Raw genomic sequence first — 15621 nt, forward strand, 5'->3', positions numbered from 1 at the left:
TTATTCAGGAAATACAGTTCTTAAAAAGGCCTGGTTGGCTTGATAACTTTCCAGCATCGTGGCGCCCGGAGGTACAGCATCTTCTATCTGCAGCCATCCTCTATAACCAATGTCCTCCATCGCCTGATGTACCTGCCGGAAGTCGATCGGGCCTTTACCCAGTAACTGCCCATATTCTTTTGCATGAAACTCGCAGATGTTTTTACCCAGCCAGCGGATCTCTTGGTAGATGTCGTAGCCCATTTTGTGGGCATTAGCTACATCGTAATATACTTTTACATGCGAAGAGCCTACTGCATCCAGGATGGTCATATGTTCCGCTGCACTCAGCCAGGATTCAATACCCAGGTAGATCCCAGCCTTTTCTGCTTTAGGGGCTACCTGCCGTAAACGATGGATTACTTCCTGCTGTCCGGCTGCATCATTTTTAAGGTCACCATTACCAAAAAAAGCCAGTAACACTACTTTACACCCCAGGGTGCTGGCAACGTCTATGCTGTCGCTTACCCATTGCTCCGTGCGGGGATCAGATTTGTAAGGAATATTGTTCAACTCGCCAATAGCCAGTCCGGCAATGCTGACGCCGGCGGCAGCGGCTGCCTGCTGATAAAGGGCTTGTACGGCAGGTTCCCGTAAATGCATATTGTTGGCGGCGCTGCCCAGGCTTACCTGTACGCCATCCAGCCCTATTTCCCTGGCCGTTTGCATGGCAGCAGGTTGATTGGCCCGGCCGATGGACCAGTCGCAGGCGCCTATCCTGAAACGCTTTTTTAACATGGCGTAGGCGGGGAGTGGGATACAATAACTACCCGCCAGAACAGACAAGGTTTTAATAACTGCTCTTCTATGCATCATAACGTGGCTTTAGGGCTTAAACGCAGTAATGAATAGAAATATAAGAAATTTCCCCGTCAATTTTTTATCAATGCTTCCCATAATATCTCCACCGGATGCTTCGCATGTTTGTGGGTACCATCTTTGATCTGGTGCCTGCAGGAAGTACCGGAGGCGGCGATGATCGTATCCGGCTGCATCTTCCGGATCGTAGGGAACAGGATCAGTTCACCTACCTGCTGTGATACGGCATAATGCTCCGCTTCATAACCAAAGGATCCGGCCATGCCACAACAGCCGGAAGGGATCACCTGCACGGAATAATGTTCCGGTAAGCTCAGCATAGTGCTGATGGCATGCTGGGAGGATAGTACTTTCTGATAACAATGACCATGTACGGCTATCGCACGTTTTTCTGTGGTAAAAGCTGCTTTGGAGATATGGCCTTTCTCCGCTGCTGCTGCAATAAATTCTTCAATGGTATAAGTATGCTTTGCCAGATGTAAAGCGTTGGTTTTATTTTCCGGACGGGCCAGATCAATATATTCGTCCCTTAACGTTAGAATGGCGGATGGCTCCAGTCCTACTACCGGTATATCTTCAGATACCAACCCGGACAAGCGGGAAATGTTTTCATTGGCAATAAGCGCTGCTTTCTTTACGAGGCCTTTCGACAGGAAACTGCGCCCGCTTTCCAGGTGAGCAGGGATGCGCACACGGTAGCCTAATGCTTCCAGCAGGAGGATCGCACGTTGACCTATTTCCACATCGTAGTAGTTGGTAAATTCATCGCAAAAGAAAATCACTTCTTTATCACCACCTTGTTGGGTGGGTACCCGCCTGTTAAACCAGGTCCTTAAGGTAGTGCCGGGCAATAATGGCATGCTCCTTTCCGGATGAAATCCTACGGCACGGTTGGCTATCCTGCGAAGGAAGGGCGTGCCGAATATGAGATTATATCCCCACCGGAATATTGAGGCAAGCTTCATTTGTGCTGCAAAATTGCCGATCAGTTTTGACCGGAAGGGAACGCCGTTTTTATCATAATACTGTTGTAAAAACTCAGCTTTCATCTTGGTGATATCTACCCCCGACGGGCAATCCGACTTGCAGCCTTTACAACTCAGGCACAGGTCCATCACTTCTTTGATCTCTTTATGATTCAGTGGCTCCGCATCTGCGGTATTGCTGAGGAATTGTCTTAATACATTGGCCCTGGCGCGGGTAGTATCTTTTTCATTCCGGGTGGCCATATAACTGGGGCACATGGTACCACCGGCCATTTCACTGCGCCGGCAATCTCCTGAGCCGGAACATTTTTCTGCCAGCCGCAGCATACTGCCCTGTGCCGAAAAATCAAAGTGGGTGGCCAGCGTAGAGGCGGGTTGATTCACCTGCACCCTAAGATGACTGTCCATGGGCGGGGTATCGGTGATCTTCCCGCGGTTAAAAATAGCGTGCGGGTCAAATAACTGTTTTACCTGCTTAAACAGCTCGTAGGTTTCCTGCCCTATGATAGTGGCTATATATTCTCCGCGCAACCTGCCATCGCCATGCTCACCGGAAAGGGAACCATTGTATTTTTTTACGATCACCACGGTGTCTGCCAGGATATTCCTGAATAATGCCAACCCTTCTTTGGTTTTTAAATTGATCATAGGCTCCACGTGCAGCTCTCCGGCGCCTGCATGCGCATAATAGGAGGCGTTTACCTGGTGCTTTTGCAGCATTTCCTGTAAGTCGTGAACATACTCCGGCAATTCCTGCGGGGAAACAGCGCAATCTTCTATCAGGTTTACCGGCTGGGTATCTCCGGGCAGATTACGCAGTAGGCCTAAGCCTGCTTTCCGCACATCCCAGGCGTATTTAGTATCCTCATTATATAAAACAGGATAGGCGTAGCCATGTCCCTGCTGCTTTAAATCGGTAATCAGTTGCTCCGCCTGCCGGGTTACGGTGGCCTTACTATCCGCCATAAACTCAACCATCAGGATGGCTGCGGGATCTCCCTCCACAAAAAAGCAGTTTTTCCGGTATTCAGGATGCTCCCGTGTAAAATTCATGATGTACCGGTCTACCAGCTCAGAGGCCATCGGTTGGTGCTGCAGGGCGATAATATTGGCCCGCAGTGAATCCTGCAGAGAATTACAATGCACACACACCAGGGCTGTTTCCTTGGGAGGCAGATCCAGCAATTGCAGCTTCACTTCGGTAATAAACAATAGCGTGCCTTCTGATCCGGCTATCAGCTGACAAAGATTGAAAGGCGCTCCGCCAGCCGTAAAAGGCTGCCTGTATACCATGCTGTCCAGGGCATAACCGGTGTTTCTCCTGACTACAGCCGCTTTGGGAAACTGTTTTTTGATCAGCGCCTGTCGGGCTTCGTCACGCAGGAGCTGCTGAATGCCGGCATAGATGTCTTTCTTCAATCCGGTATAATGGTTGGCATCCACCGGCTCTTCTTTGAAAACAGCATCAGACCCATCACTCAGTATAGCAGTTACCTCCAGCAGGTGATCCCGCACGGCACCCCATACAATACTGTGCAAGCCACAGGAATTGTTGCCCACCATGCCACCTATCATGGCCCTGTTGGCGGTAGAGGTTTCCGGACCGAACATCAGTCCGTGAGGGGCCAGCTTCCGGTTCAGGTCGTCCCGGATTACTCCCGGTTGTACCCTTACCCATTTCTCTGCTGTATTGATTTCAATGACCTCATTAAAATGACGGGAAATATCTACAACGATACCATTGCCTACTACCTGACCTGCCAGGGAAGTACCCGCAGCTCTTGGAATCAGGGTTACTTGGTGCTGCCGGGCAAAGCCGATCAGCAACTTGATATCATCAGTGTTTTCAGGTATGGCCACTGCCAGCGGCTTTTCCTGGTAAACAGACGCATCTGTGGAATACGCTAATAATTGCGTGTTATGTTCAGGGGATGAATTATAATATAAAGGCCCACCCATTTTTTCCGCGAGCAGAGACAGATCGCTTTGCATAAAACATTCTTGTGTTTAGAGAATAGGAGTTGTACAGTCACATCTGGCTTTCCGGTCACTGCATTCACTTCCCTGATAAACAAAGATAATCAAAGAATTTACTCTTTATGAAGAATGAATGGTATACTTGAATGATGGAAAAATAAGAACTGTACTAACTTTCCGGGGAGTAACATAACAAATGGCCACGGGAATTTATAACACGATATTGACCATTAATTGCATGAAATTAGTATTACCGGAGGTAATAAATTTTATTACCTTTAAATCCCAGTGAACATCAAAACCGAAATCTTTGGCAAGCCTTGATTCATACAATGAGCATGCATTATTGGAGGAAATTTCCGGCGGTAGCGAAAAGGCTATGAAGGAATTATTCAGTATTTACCACGCAAGACTTTTTCACTATATCGCTGGTTTTATAAAATCAGACCAGGTAGCGGAAGAGCTGGTCATGGATGTATTTATGAAGCTATGGGTAGGCCGGGAGATGATCACACAGATCCGGGACCTGGATGCTTTCCTGTTCCGCATTGCGCATAATAAGTCGGTCGATTTTCTCCGCGCGGCTGCCAGAGATCAGCGCCTGAAAACACTCCTCTGCCATCGCCTGGAAACGGCGGAAGAAGTGCCGGCGGATAGCGGGCTTTTACTGCTGGAATATGAACAAAAGATCCGGGAAGCTATCGCATTATTACCACCCAAAAGGAGGGAAGTATACCTGCTGAGCCGGGAAGAAGAATTGTCCCATGAACAGATTGCCCAACGGCTGCAAATATCCAGATCCACTGTCAACAACCATATCGGAGAAGCCCAGCGCTTTGTCCGCCATTACCTTTCCCAACACGCCGACCTGGCTGTACTCCTCGTACTTTTTAAAATAGTGTAAGTTTTTTTTGCAGGGAATAGTTATTCCGGTTTTTTCCATCGTCTTATATATAGACGCCGTTATATTGGCCACCTGTAATCATATGTTATGGAACAGCATCAACATGCCTGGCAATCTCTTTTAGACCGGTACATCAACAACACTATTTCTCCGGAAGAAATGGAGCTGCTGCTGCATAAAATAGAAGAAGGAGAGGTGCCGGAATCATTTACAGATGCGCTCCGCCGGCATTGGGAGGTGTCCAGGGAACAGGGGCAAACGGACACCCGCGCATGGAATGAAAAATTTGCGGCTATGATGGCGGAGGAGAAACGGAATAATCCGCCATTAAAACGGGTGATGACAACAGGCAAACGCCTGCTCCGTTACGCCGCAGCAGTATTACTGCTGGTGGCCATGGGGACCTGGTACTTCTCTGAACGGAATAAAACGGCACCACCAGCGCCTGCCATATCATCACCTGCCACCGAGCTGGCAGACCTGAAACCAGGCACACCGGGGGCTATCCTGAAACTGAGCAATGGCCAGGAAATAGTATTGGATAGTGCAAACAACGGAGTACTGGCGATACAGGGAAACACCAAAATTATTCGCCGCAACAACCAGATTTTCTACGATGAAACTGCCAGCAACCAAACTGAAGCAGTATATAACACGATCACCACACCTAAGGGAAGACAATACCAGCTCATCCTTGCGGATGGCAGTAAAGTATGGCTCAATGCGGCTTCCTCTATCCGGTATCCTACCCTCTTTACCGGCAACAAACGCGAGGTGGAGATAACGGGAGAAGTGTATTTTGAAGTAGCACACCAGACATTGAAAAACAACCGTGCCAATGGCGCCGGAGAAACACGGATGCCTTTTATTGTAAAGGTCAGCAATGCGGCAGGCCATGGGGAAGAAATAGAAGTGCTGGGCACCCACTTTAATATCAATGCCTACCATGATGAGCCTGCGGTAAAAACAACCTTACTGGAAGGTAGTGTAAAAGTGAGCACGATGGCAGGGCATTCTGCTGTGCTGCAGCCCGGGCAACAATCTGCTGTAGCACAAAATGGGGCCATCCACGTTATGAAGGCAGTAAATACGGACGCTGTTATGGCCTGGAAAAATGGCTACTTCTCTTTTGATCAAACCGACCTGGCTACACTGATGCGCCAGATAGGCCGTTGGTATGATGTGGATATCTCCTATGAAGGAGCCATCCCTGTACGGAAATTTGGCGGGGAAATTTCACGCGACAACAACGCTTCCCAGGTGCTGAAAATTATGGAAGAAACCGGGGTACGCTTCAGAATAGAAGGAAGAAAAATAATTGTATTACCGTAAGTGATATCACTTTAAAATATTGGAATAGCTAAAATAAAACCGCTCCGGGGTGAGAGTCGGAGCGGACCCGCTTATAGCGGTATTTGGGCTGTTTACAATTGCTGTTAGGAACTGTTTTATTCACCCAAAATGTCTGTAAAAGTATGCAAATTTTTTATTGTAAGCCCTGCTATTTTAACCGTAGGGCGTCAACCAAAATGCTGTTGGTTATGAAGTTAACAGCCCTTCTGCTACTTGCATTATGCCTGCAGGTACATGCAAAAGTAAGTGCACAGAAAGTCACCATGTCCGAAAAAGATGTTTCCCTGCAAAAGGTGTTCAGCATCATTAAAAAACAAACGGGCATGTCCTTCTTTTTTGATGAATCCTGGCTACAACAAGCCCGTAAGGTAACGGTGGATGTCAAAAACGAAACGTTGGAAAAAACACTGGATATCTGTTTCAGCAACCAGTCGCTTACGTATGCCATCGTAGGCCGTACCGTAGTGATCAAACAAAGAACAGCGCCTCCGGAAAAGGAAGATACACCCCGGCCTCCGCAGGAGATATCAGGGATTGTGACAGATGAAAAAAATACACCCCTGCCTAATGTGAGCGTGACCATAAAAGGTACTTCCCAGGGTACTGCTACCAATGCACAGGGTCGCTTTACCCTGAAGGTACCCGATGGAAAATCCATCATCGTATTTTCCTCTGTGGGCTTCGAATCGCGCGAACTACCGGCTGGTACCAATAAAGATATGGGTGCTATCGTGCTCATCCAGGCAAACGTGTCTTTGAATGATGTGGTGGTAACAGGATATGCTACCCAGAAAAAAGCCAACCTGACCGGTGCGGTGGAAGCGATCAGCAGCAAGGTAATTGCTGCCCGCCCCCAAGGCAACGTAGGCCAGCTGCTCCAAGGGGTATCTCCCGGCCTTAATATCACCACTAATAACACCGGCGGTGAACCGGATGCTTCTATGAACTTCAATATCCGTGGTATGGGATCTCCTTTTGTACTGGTGGATGGTATGCCCATGAATATCAACCAGCTCAATCCCAGCGATATTGAATCCATCTCTGTATTGAAAGATGCTTCTTCCGCTGCGATCTATGGGGCCTATGCGCCATATGGCGTGATCCTGGTGACCACCAAAAAAGGTGGCTCTACGGATGGCAGGCCCAACCTGAGCTATAACGCGAATATGGAATGGGCTACGCCTACTTTATTACCCAACCCGGCCAACGGTCTGGAGTTTGCCAACGCCTGGAATGATGCTACCAAAAACTCCGGCATGGCGCCTTTCTTCTCCAATGAAATCATTGAAAAGATCAAACAGTATATGAATGACCCCAAAAATACGCCTGGTACAGCGCCCGACCCGCTGGACCCTGGCAAATGGGGAAAACATGAATATGCGAATGCCAGCACCAACTGGTACAAAGAACTGGTAAAAAAATGGTCGTTCAGACAAAAACATAATCTTACCGTAGATGGTGGTAAAGACGGACTTACCTATTATCTCTCCGCAGGTTTATATGACCACGGCGGACAAATGAAGTACGGTAATGAAAGCTACAAACGCTATAACATTGATGCCAAGATCAATACCAAAATCACCAAATGGATGCAGGTCAACTTCCTGACCAAATATGCCAGGGGGGAATCGGATTATCCGAATGATGGGTACGGATTGGTGCGCAGTGTGATGTGGCACGACCTTACCCGCAGATATGCTACCGATCCGCTTAAATATCCGAATGGGGAATATAGCGAAATGTCACGCGTAAATGTATACGAAAATGGTGGCCGTGATATTTACCTCAACAATGAATTATGGCTAAGACTGGAAGGAGAACTGGAACCTGTTAAAAACTGGCTGATCAAAGGGGATTACTCCTGGAAAAATGCCAACATGACCAACACCGCCCACCATGCACTGGTAACAGCTACCGGACCTGATGGGGGAAAATATGTGGCTTTTGATACAAGAACACCTAATGATTACGCACAAACAAGTGATGCGGACAACTACTGGACCTATAATATCTCTACTTCTTACGAAAAGAAATTTAACAATCATAACGTGAAGGCGCTCCTGGGTTTTCAGCGCGAGTACCAGCATTTTAACAGTCTCTATGGATTAAGGAACCGCCTGATCACCGACAATGTGCCTTCTCTCACCACTGCTACCGGAGATATGAACGTACGGGATAATATCTACCACTGGTCTACCGATGGTACTTTCTTTCGTATCAACTACGACTATAAGGAAAAATACCTGCTGGAACTGAACGCCCGCCAAAATGGTACTTCCAGGTTTGAAGATGGGAAACGGGAAGGTTTTTTCCCTTCCGTATCTGCGGGATACCGCATTTCCAGTGAACCTTTCTGGACACCGCTAAAAAATACGATCGATTACTTTAAGCTGCGTGCTTCTTATGGCTCACTGGGTAACCAGAATGTGGCTAATTACCTCTACCTGCCTATCATGCCGGTTACACAACAGGTAAACTGGGTGGCAGGCGAAACCCGCCCTATTGGGGTAGGGGCGCCGGGACTGGTGAGTGCAGGGCTTACCTGGGAAACCGTGCAAACACTGGATGTGGGATTCGATGGTGCGCTCTTCAATAATCGCATGGAAGTGACCTTCGACTATTTTAAAAGAAAGGTGTTTAATATGCTGGGTACTTCCTATCCGCTGCCTGCTGTATTAGGAACAACAGTACCGCTGGAAAACAACGCGGAAAAAGTAAATACGGGATGGGAAACTTCCATTGCCTGGAACGATCGTATTGGAGAAGTAAAATATAATGTACGTCTTACCCTGTCAGACTACCGGGTGAAAATCACCAAATGGAATAACCCGAATAAAACATTGTCCAGCAACTATGAAGGACAGTATGAGGGCGATATCTGGGGGCTGGAATCCAACGGATTGTTTCAATCGGAAGATGAGGTGTCCAAACATGCTAAACAATCCCTCTTTTATGCCAACTGGCATCCGGGGGATGTAAAGTATGAAGACCTGAATCATGACGGGGTGATCAATTACGGCAACAGAACACTGGATGATCACGGCGATATGAAGATCATTGGTAATTCACTGCCCCGGTATTCCTACGCCGTATTTATGGGACTATCCTGGAAAAATTTAGACCTCTCTATGTTCTGGATGGGCGTAGGCAAAAGAGATGTGTGGTTCAACGGAAATGTATTCTGGGGACAATTAGGCGATGTATGGCAGAACAGTACTTTCAAGGAACACCTTGACTACTGGAGCGAAACCAATCCGAATGGTTATTATCCACGTCCCTACTTTAGTAATGAAGGGGCCAAGAACCGGGAAGTATCTTCTCTGTACCTGCAGAATGCTGCATTCCTGCGGCTGAAATCCCTGCAGCTGGGATACAATATACCAGAACGTTTTCTCCGTACCATTTCCATGAAAAAGGCAAGGGTATACTTCACCGGAGAAAATCTGCTCACCTTTACAAAGATCAAAGGCATGTTTGATCCGGAAGGCATCTTCGGTACCTATGGCCAGGGTAAAATTTATCCGCTTTCTACCATCGTGTCTTTTGGTGTAAACATTAACCTCTAAAATGCCTGTCATGAAACTGAGACTTACTTATCATATACTTTTCATCGCCGTATTGCTGGTTTCATCCTGCAAGAAAGGCTTCCTGGATAAACGCCCGCTCAACCAGATCTCCGAACCGGAATTCTGGAAAACTACCAGCGATCTGGAAATCTACCTGAACAATTTTTATGCGGCGCTGCCGGAATGGGGATCGCATGATGCCGGGCCTTTCTGGAAGGATAATAACAGCGATAATATGGTGCCGGGCCTGTACAATATGCGCCTGGCGGGATTAGCCACCTTGCCGGTTACCGGTGGAGGGTGGAACTGGGGGAATATCAGGTCGGTCAACCTGTTTCTCGAAAAGGCTCCTGCAGTAAATGGCGGCCCGGAAAAAGACCACTACCTGGGCGAAGGCTATTTTTTCAGGGCCTGGTTTTATTTTGATCTGTTACAGCAGTTTGGCGACTTGCCCTGGATCGATAAGCCCCTGGCTACTAATTCGCCGGAGCTGTATAATCAGCGGGTGTCAAGAAGTGTAATCGCAGATAATATCCTGAAAGACCTGGACCAGGCTATTGCCCAATTAAAGGATAAAGAAAGTGCGCCGCTTTTCAGAATCAACCGGTCTGTGGCTTTGGCTTTAAAATCACGGGTAGCCCTGTATGAAGGAACCTGGGAAAAATACCACCAGGGAACTGTTTTCGGAGTCACCGGGGCTGATCCGGCCAAATACCTGAAACAAGCTGCCAGCGCTGCTAAAATGTTGATGGATGAAAAGAAGTATGCCATCTTTAATGAAGGACATCCGGAAAAGGACTATTCGTTGCTGTTTAATCAGTCAGATCTTTCGGGCAACAGTGAAGTGATTTTCTGGCGGAAATATAAACTGGGAGTGGCTTCACACAACGGACAACGGTATCTCTCTATCCTGGCAGGTAATACAGGCATCTCCAAAGCGCTTATCCAGAGTTATCTCTGTACGGATGGAAAGCCCATAGCAGTGAGCGATAAGTATCAGGGAGATAATGGTTTGCTGAACGTAGTGAAAAACCGTGACGCCAGATTACGCCAGCTCATCTTTGTGCCTGGGGATCCCATTACTATTGACTATAACGGTGGGGGGGATACGTTGTCGAAATTTGTACGGGCGGCGGTAAATCTCGGTGGAGATTCCAGGGATGTGACCGGCTACCAGATCAGGAAAGGATCGTACCCGGATAAAACATTGCAGCAGGGCGACTTCATGTCCACTACCGCGCCTATCATCTTCCGTTTGGGCGAAGTATTGCTGAACTACGCAGAGGCCAAAGCAGAAATGGGAGAACTGTCGCAAACGGATGTAGATCTGAGTATTAATTTGTTGCGGAGCAGAGCGGGTATGCCGCCATTGGTGATCGCTGGTATTGTAAATGATCCCAACTGGGAATTTCCGGGAGTATCCGGGCTCATCAATGAGGTGCGTCGGGAAAGAAGGGTGGAACTGGCCTGTGAAGGATTCCGGTTGAACGACCTGTTGCGCTGGAGGGCACATCACCTGATCGTCAATCAACGCCCCAGGGGAGCAAAATTTATTAAAGGAGATTACCCGCCCAATACAGATATTCCACTGGATGGCAGCGGTTATATAGATCCTTATCAACAGGCACTGACAAATGGCTACGGTTTTAAGCCGGAAAGGGATTATCTCAATCCGCTGCCTGCCTATGAACTATCGCTTAATGAAAAGCTGGCCCAGAATCCTGGCTGGCCAAGAAAATAAAAGTAATTCTATTCAATTCTTAAAACAATCAGTAATGAGTAGCCACAAAAATATTATGAACAGAAGGGCATTTTTTAACAGGACGGCACCGGCATTGGGGGCATTGTTTATTCCGGGTTTATTGAATAATATCTTTGCATGCAGCCCTGCAGCCCAGGGACTAAAAACAAGGGGCGTAGTGTTGGCCGTAGAAGACCTGGAAACACTGGATTGGCCCCTGCTGGCACAGCAGGCAGGACTTACCACCATCGGTACTCATATCACCCCTTCACAGGTGTCTGCTTTTATTCAATCTCCCAAAGGACAACGTTTCCTCGAGGATTGTAAAAAGTATAAGATCGAGGTAGAACACGAACTGCATTCCATGCACGATTTATTACCACGGGAACTGTTTAAGCAAAAACCGGAAATGTTCCGGATGAACGAAAATGGAGAGAGAGTGCCGGATTATAATTGCTGTGTAAGTTCAAAGGATGCACTGGATATCATCGCGGAAAATGCAGTGAAATATGCGGCCATCCTAACGCCCACTACCGGCAGATACTTTTACTGGATTGATGATGCCGTGCCGATGTGTAAATGTCCTTTGTGCAAAGACTTTTCTGATTCCGACCAGGCGCTGATCATTGAAAATGCGATGATAAAAGCCCTGCGCAAAAAAGATCCGAATGCTTCACTGGCGCACCTGGCATATGTGAATACCATGCCGCCACCCAAAAAGGTAAAACCTGAGCCTGGTATTTTCCTGGAATTTGCGCCTATCTACCGGGAGTGGGATAAACCGTTGTCGGATAGTGCTGCGGGAATTGTTGCTGCCAAACAGGGGGCGGGTGGCAGGCTCACCCACGGTCAAACGATGCAACTGCTGAAGGAAAACCTGGAAGTGTTCCCGGCAGATACTTCTCAGGTACTGGAATACTGGCTGGATGTATCCCTGCAAAGCCACTGGAAAAAGCCGGCAACGAAAGTAGCCTGGTACCCGGAGGTATGCAGCAGCGATGTGCAGACCTACGCAGATGCTGGTATAAAACATATCACCACCTTTGCGGTGTATATAGATGGGGCCTATAAGGAAAGTTATAAGGATCTCAGTTTTGTAAAGGAGTATGGTCAGATCCTGAAAACTTACGGGACGAAGAAAAAGTAAGGGATAGACATGCCATAAAAGGGTTGCCAATGGGCAACCCTTTTTAATTCTTTGAATGAGCGGATAATGGCAGGAAGTGGCTTAGAGTTCCAGTTCTATAGAACGGGAAAAACTCTCATCCAGCGAAATCAGGGTATCCGTTCTGTCAATGCCTTTTACCTGTTGTACGGCATGCAGAATATCCCGCAATGCAGTATTGTTTTTGCAAACAAGTTCTGCGATCATACTATATACACCGGTAGTACTATTCAGGCGCACTACGCCCGGAATTTTTAATAACTGCTTCACAATATGTTCATATACACTGTTCTTCTCTGTAAAAATGCCAATGAAGGCAGTTATTTCATAGCCCAGCATCCGCAGGTCCACACTTAACTTAGTGCCTTTGATAATCCCCATGTTCTGCAGCTTTTTCATCCTGACGTGGATGGTGCCCCCGGAAATAAACAGCTTTTTCCCCAGTTCAGCATAGGATATACCTGCATTGCGGGACATCTCAGACATGATCTGTATGTCTAATTTGTCGATATTTAAATTGTGGCTCATCAGAGTCCTGTGGTTTAGAATTTATTCTAAAATAGGCAAAATTATTGATTTATTTCTAAAATCAAGCCAGCAGGGAACTCCAGGGGCTACTGAGGGACAAGTGAGTTGGAAAAGGATAGGGGAAACAGGGGCCGTGGCAAACAATGGATGCTTACCTCATCTGACAGGTTTTTTCATCTCATTGATCCATCGCCGTATCAGTGCCACACCTTCCTCATGGATTACCGTACGTGCCAGCTCCGGCATAGCGGTGCCAGGTTCCACACTATTCATCCGGTAAGCCAGGATAGAATGTTGCGCGTCGCCGGGGATAATATCATAGTCCAGCCCACCTGCACCACCGCCGGCAGAAACCGGCGATTTCATAATGCCGAGATGGTCCGGACTGGTTTGCTCATACTCCAGGAACATACCGGTATTAAAAGCATCGCCGCCACGGGTATGACAATGTGCACAGTTTACATCCAGGTAAGCACGGGCACGCTCACTAACGGTGAAGTGCACACTGTCTTTCCAGTCAGGTAGCCGGGGTGTTGCTTCAGGAGAAGTAAAGCCTTTCAGATATCCGCCTGCGGCCCACTGGGCCAGCTGGTTCTGTGCCTGCCCTTGCCGGGTAAAATTCAGGTTGCGCGCCTTGGGCCCAATAGGGGTTAGCACACTATTGTTAATATGACAACGCTTGCAATCATTGGTATTAGGCATCTGATATACGGTAGACCGCTCCTGCTGATGATCATCCAGGAAAGTGATCGGGATCTTTTTTCCCAGAATCCACTTGTCTGCATCCTGCTGCCCCTGATCCCACAGGTAATTCATCACCTTCCATTGTTTATCTGCCGGATCTTTAAACAACAACCGCGTTTCCAGCATGATCTTCTGATGGGAGGTATTGGTGTAGGCAAAGTTTTTGACGATAAAGGTAGAGTCAGGAAAATCCAGTGCACCATGTTCGGTATACTGCATGGTCTTTCCTTCCGGCAATACAATAAAGCGGTCTTTTACCGAATAGTCTGTAAACAAAGGGGTGGTTAAATCATAGTTTAACACCCCTTTGCGTGGTACCAGGTCTTTTAGTGTACCCGTAAAGAAACCATATCCCGACAGTTTATCTTTAAATTCAAATATACCGGCAGCACTGGCAGGGGCTGTTTTTTGCTTGCAGCTCTGTACCAGGGCCAGCCATAAAATGAAACTCACAATAATTAAACAAAGCTTCCGCATCTCCAGAAAAAATTTAATCCATACTTATTTACAAACAAAGGGCGTAATGTCCGTATTGGGCCGCCAGTTGGGGGAGGCCATATGCAACGCATCCACGTTGACAAATAAATTAGGGCCCTGCTGTTGAATACAGATGGAATCCGGATTCGCAGCAGTGCCCTTGGTCAGCAGATTGGTGCTGATGCCGTCATAGGTTATGAAAGGTAAACGGGCATTCTTACGCGATGGGTCTTGTGCATTTAACTTTTGCTCAATACCCACCAGCATTTTACCGGTACGGTGCTCGTAGGCTGCTGAGGGAAAAGCACTACCCACTTCCATGATATTGTCGTGGATATGCACATTTTTAGGTATAGGGAAATAGTTGGCATTAATTTTAGCGCCGGCATTTTCATCAATAAAAAAACCGGATACAACAGAGATCGCACTGGAATTATTATTGATGATCCGGTTATTATACAGCTCAATATCTGAAGCTGCGAGGATCACAATACCACTGCCAGGGGCAGCATTGCCCACCCCCCAGGTGGATCCGAAACTGCCGGATTTGGCAAAGTTCCGCTCATTGTTATCATGCAGGTAATTGTTATACGCCTTTACAAAACCACCGCGTTTGGAAAGATCCGGCAGGTCAAAAATGAGGAAGCCAGCCGTATTGCCATAAAATTCATTATCATATACCTCCGCATGGGAAGTGTTTTCTATTTCACAACCGGCCACGTTTTTGTAAGCCTTGCATTTGCGCACAATGGCACTGTCTGTCTGACCAATATAAATGCCTGCGTCAGATGCGCCTTCTGCATAACAGTTTTCTACCAGCACGTTTTTACATAGCACCGGGTAGATCGCATATCCGCCACTGGTAGAATCTGCTACCGACCAGATGGCATGCAGGTTGGTGATCACCACATTTTCGCTTTTGTTGATCTTGATCAGGTCACCTTTGGAATCACGTAAGGTCATACCATCGATGGTAAAACCTATTACATCTGTGACACGGATACCCTCTCCTCCCTGGCTTTGGGCAGAGAAATCAAGGATGGTTTTGTCTGCACCGGCACCCTGTATCCGGATATGTTTTGCCTGTGCAATACTCAGGTTGTCAAATTTATACACCCCTTCTTTTAACTGTATACTGCTGCTATCTTTAAGAGAAAGGAAAGCGGTTGCTATTTTTGTTTCTTCGCCAGGCCCAAAAGTCAGCTCCGTACTATACCCGGTAGCTTTTTTTTGCTCCATCGGCTGGCAAGCTGCGAGCGAGAGGAACAGGGCTGCAAAGAGAAAATGAAAATGCGATCGTTTCATATGTTGATAGTTTTTTT

General features: G+C 47.4%; 10 protein-coding genes. 5 read left to right on the forward strand and 5 right to left on the reverse strand.

Annotation, left to right across the window (positions count from 1 at the left end):
• Both ABR189_RS23670 and ABR189_RS23675 read right to left on the reverse strand, forming a co-directional pair.
• Positions 1 to 855, reverse strand: a complete 855-nt coding sequence (locus ABR189_RS23670) for a sugar phosphate isomerase/epimerase family protein (RefSeq protein WP_354662970.1) — start codon at positions 853 to 855, stop codon at positions 1 to 3.
• Between the two features lie 56 nt (positions 856 to 911).
• The gene (locus tag ABR189_RS23675; protein ID WP_354662971.1) at positions 912 to 3836 is read right to left on the reverse strand and encodes an FAD-binding and (Fe-S)-binding domain-containing protein; all 2925 of its coding nucleotides are present in this window, start codon (positions 3834 to 3836) and stop codon (positions 912 to 914) included.
• Positions 3837 to 4131: 295 nt separating this feature from the next.
• Between ABR189_RS23675 and ABR189_RS23680 the strand changes: the two genes are divergently transcribed.
• From ABR189_RS23680 to ABR189_RS23700, 5 genes are all read left to right on the forward strand, one after another.
• Positions 4132 to 4725, forward strand: coding sequence for an RNA polymerase sigma-70 factor (locus tag ABR189_RS23680; protein ID WP_354662972.1), 594 nt, complete (start codon positions 4132 to 4134; stop codon positions 4723 to 4725).
• Positions 4726 to 4812: 87 nt separating this feature from the next.
• Positions 4813 to 6057 (forward strand): FecR family protein, encoded by a 1245-nt coding sequence (locus tag ABR189_RS23685; RefSeq protein ID WP_354662973.1) that lies wholly within the window; start codon positions 4813 to 4815, stop codon positions 6055 to 6057.
• 209 nt (positions 6058 to 6266) lie between these two features.
• Positions 6267 to 9644, forward strand: coding sequence for a TonB-dependent receptor (locus tag ABR189_RS23690; protein WP_354662974.1), 3378 nt, complete (start codon positions 6267 to 6269; stop codon positions 9642 to 9644).
• Positions 9645 to 9654: 10 nt separating this feature from the next.
• Positions 9655 to 11385 (forward strand): RagB/SusD family nutrient uptake outer membrane protein, encoded by a 1731-nt coding sequence (locus tag ABR189_RS23695; RefSeq protein ID WP_354662975.1) that lies wholly within the window; start codon positions 9655 to 9657, stop codon positions 11383 to 11385.
• Between the two features lie 34 nt (positions 11386 to 11419).
• Entirely contained in the window at positions 11420 to 12532 is a 1113-nt protein-coding gene (locus ABR189_RS23700; protein WP_354662976.1) for a DUF4838 domain-containing protein, read from the forward strand.
• A gap of 81 nt (positions 12533 to 12613) precedes the next feature.
• Here ABR189_RS23700 and ABR189_RS23705 read toward each other — a convergent pair whose 3' ends face one another.
• The 3 genes from ABR189_RS23705 to ABR189_RS23715 form a co-directional block, all read right to left on the reverse strand.
• Entirely contained in the window at positions 12614 to 13078 is a 465-nt protein-coding gene (locus ABR189_RS23705; RefSeq protein WP_354662977.1) for a winged helix-turn-helix transcriptional regulator, read from the reverse strand.
• Positions 13079 to 13234: 156 nt separating this feature from the next.
• Positions 13235 to 14299 carry an SO2930 family diheme c-type cytochrome gene (locus tag ABR189_RS23710; RefSeq protein WP_354662978.1) on the reverse strand — a complete coding sequence of 355 codons (1065 nt, stop codon included), beginning with the start codon at positions 14297 to 14299 and terminating at the stop codon, positions 13235 to 13237.
• Between the two features lie 24 nt (positions 14300 to 14323).
• Complete coding sequence (locus tag ABR189_RS23715; RefSeq protein ID WP_354662979.1) at positions 14324 to 15604, reverse strand: parallel beta-helix domain-containing protein; 1281 nt, start codon at positions 15602 to 15604, stop codon at positions 14324 to 14326.
• Positions 15605 to 15621: the final 17 nt, after the last annotated feature.

The organism is Chitinophaga sp. H8 (assembly GCF_040567655.1).
Taxonomy (GTDB): Bacteria; Bacteroidota; Bacteroidia; order Chitinophagales; family Chitinophagaceae; genus Chitinophaga; species Chitinophaga defluvii.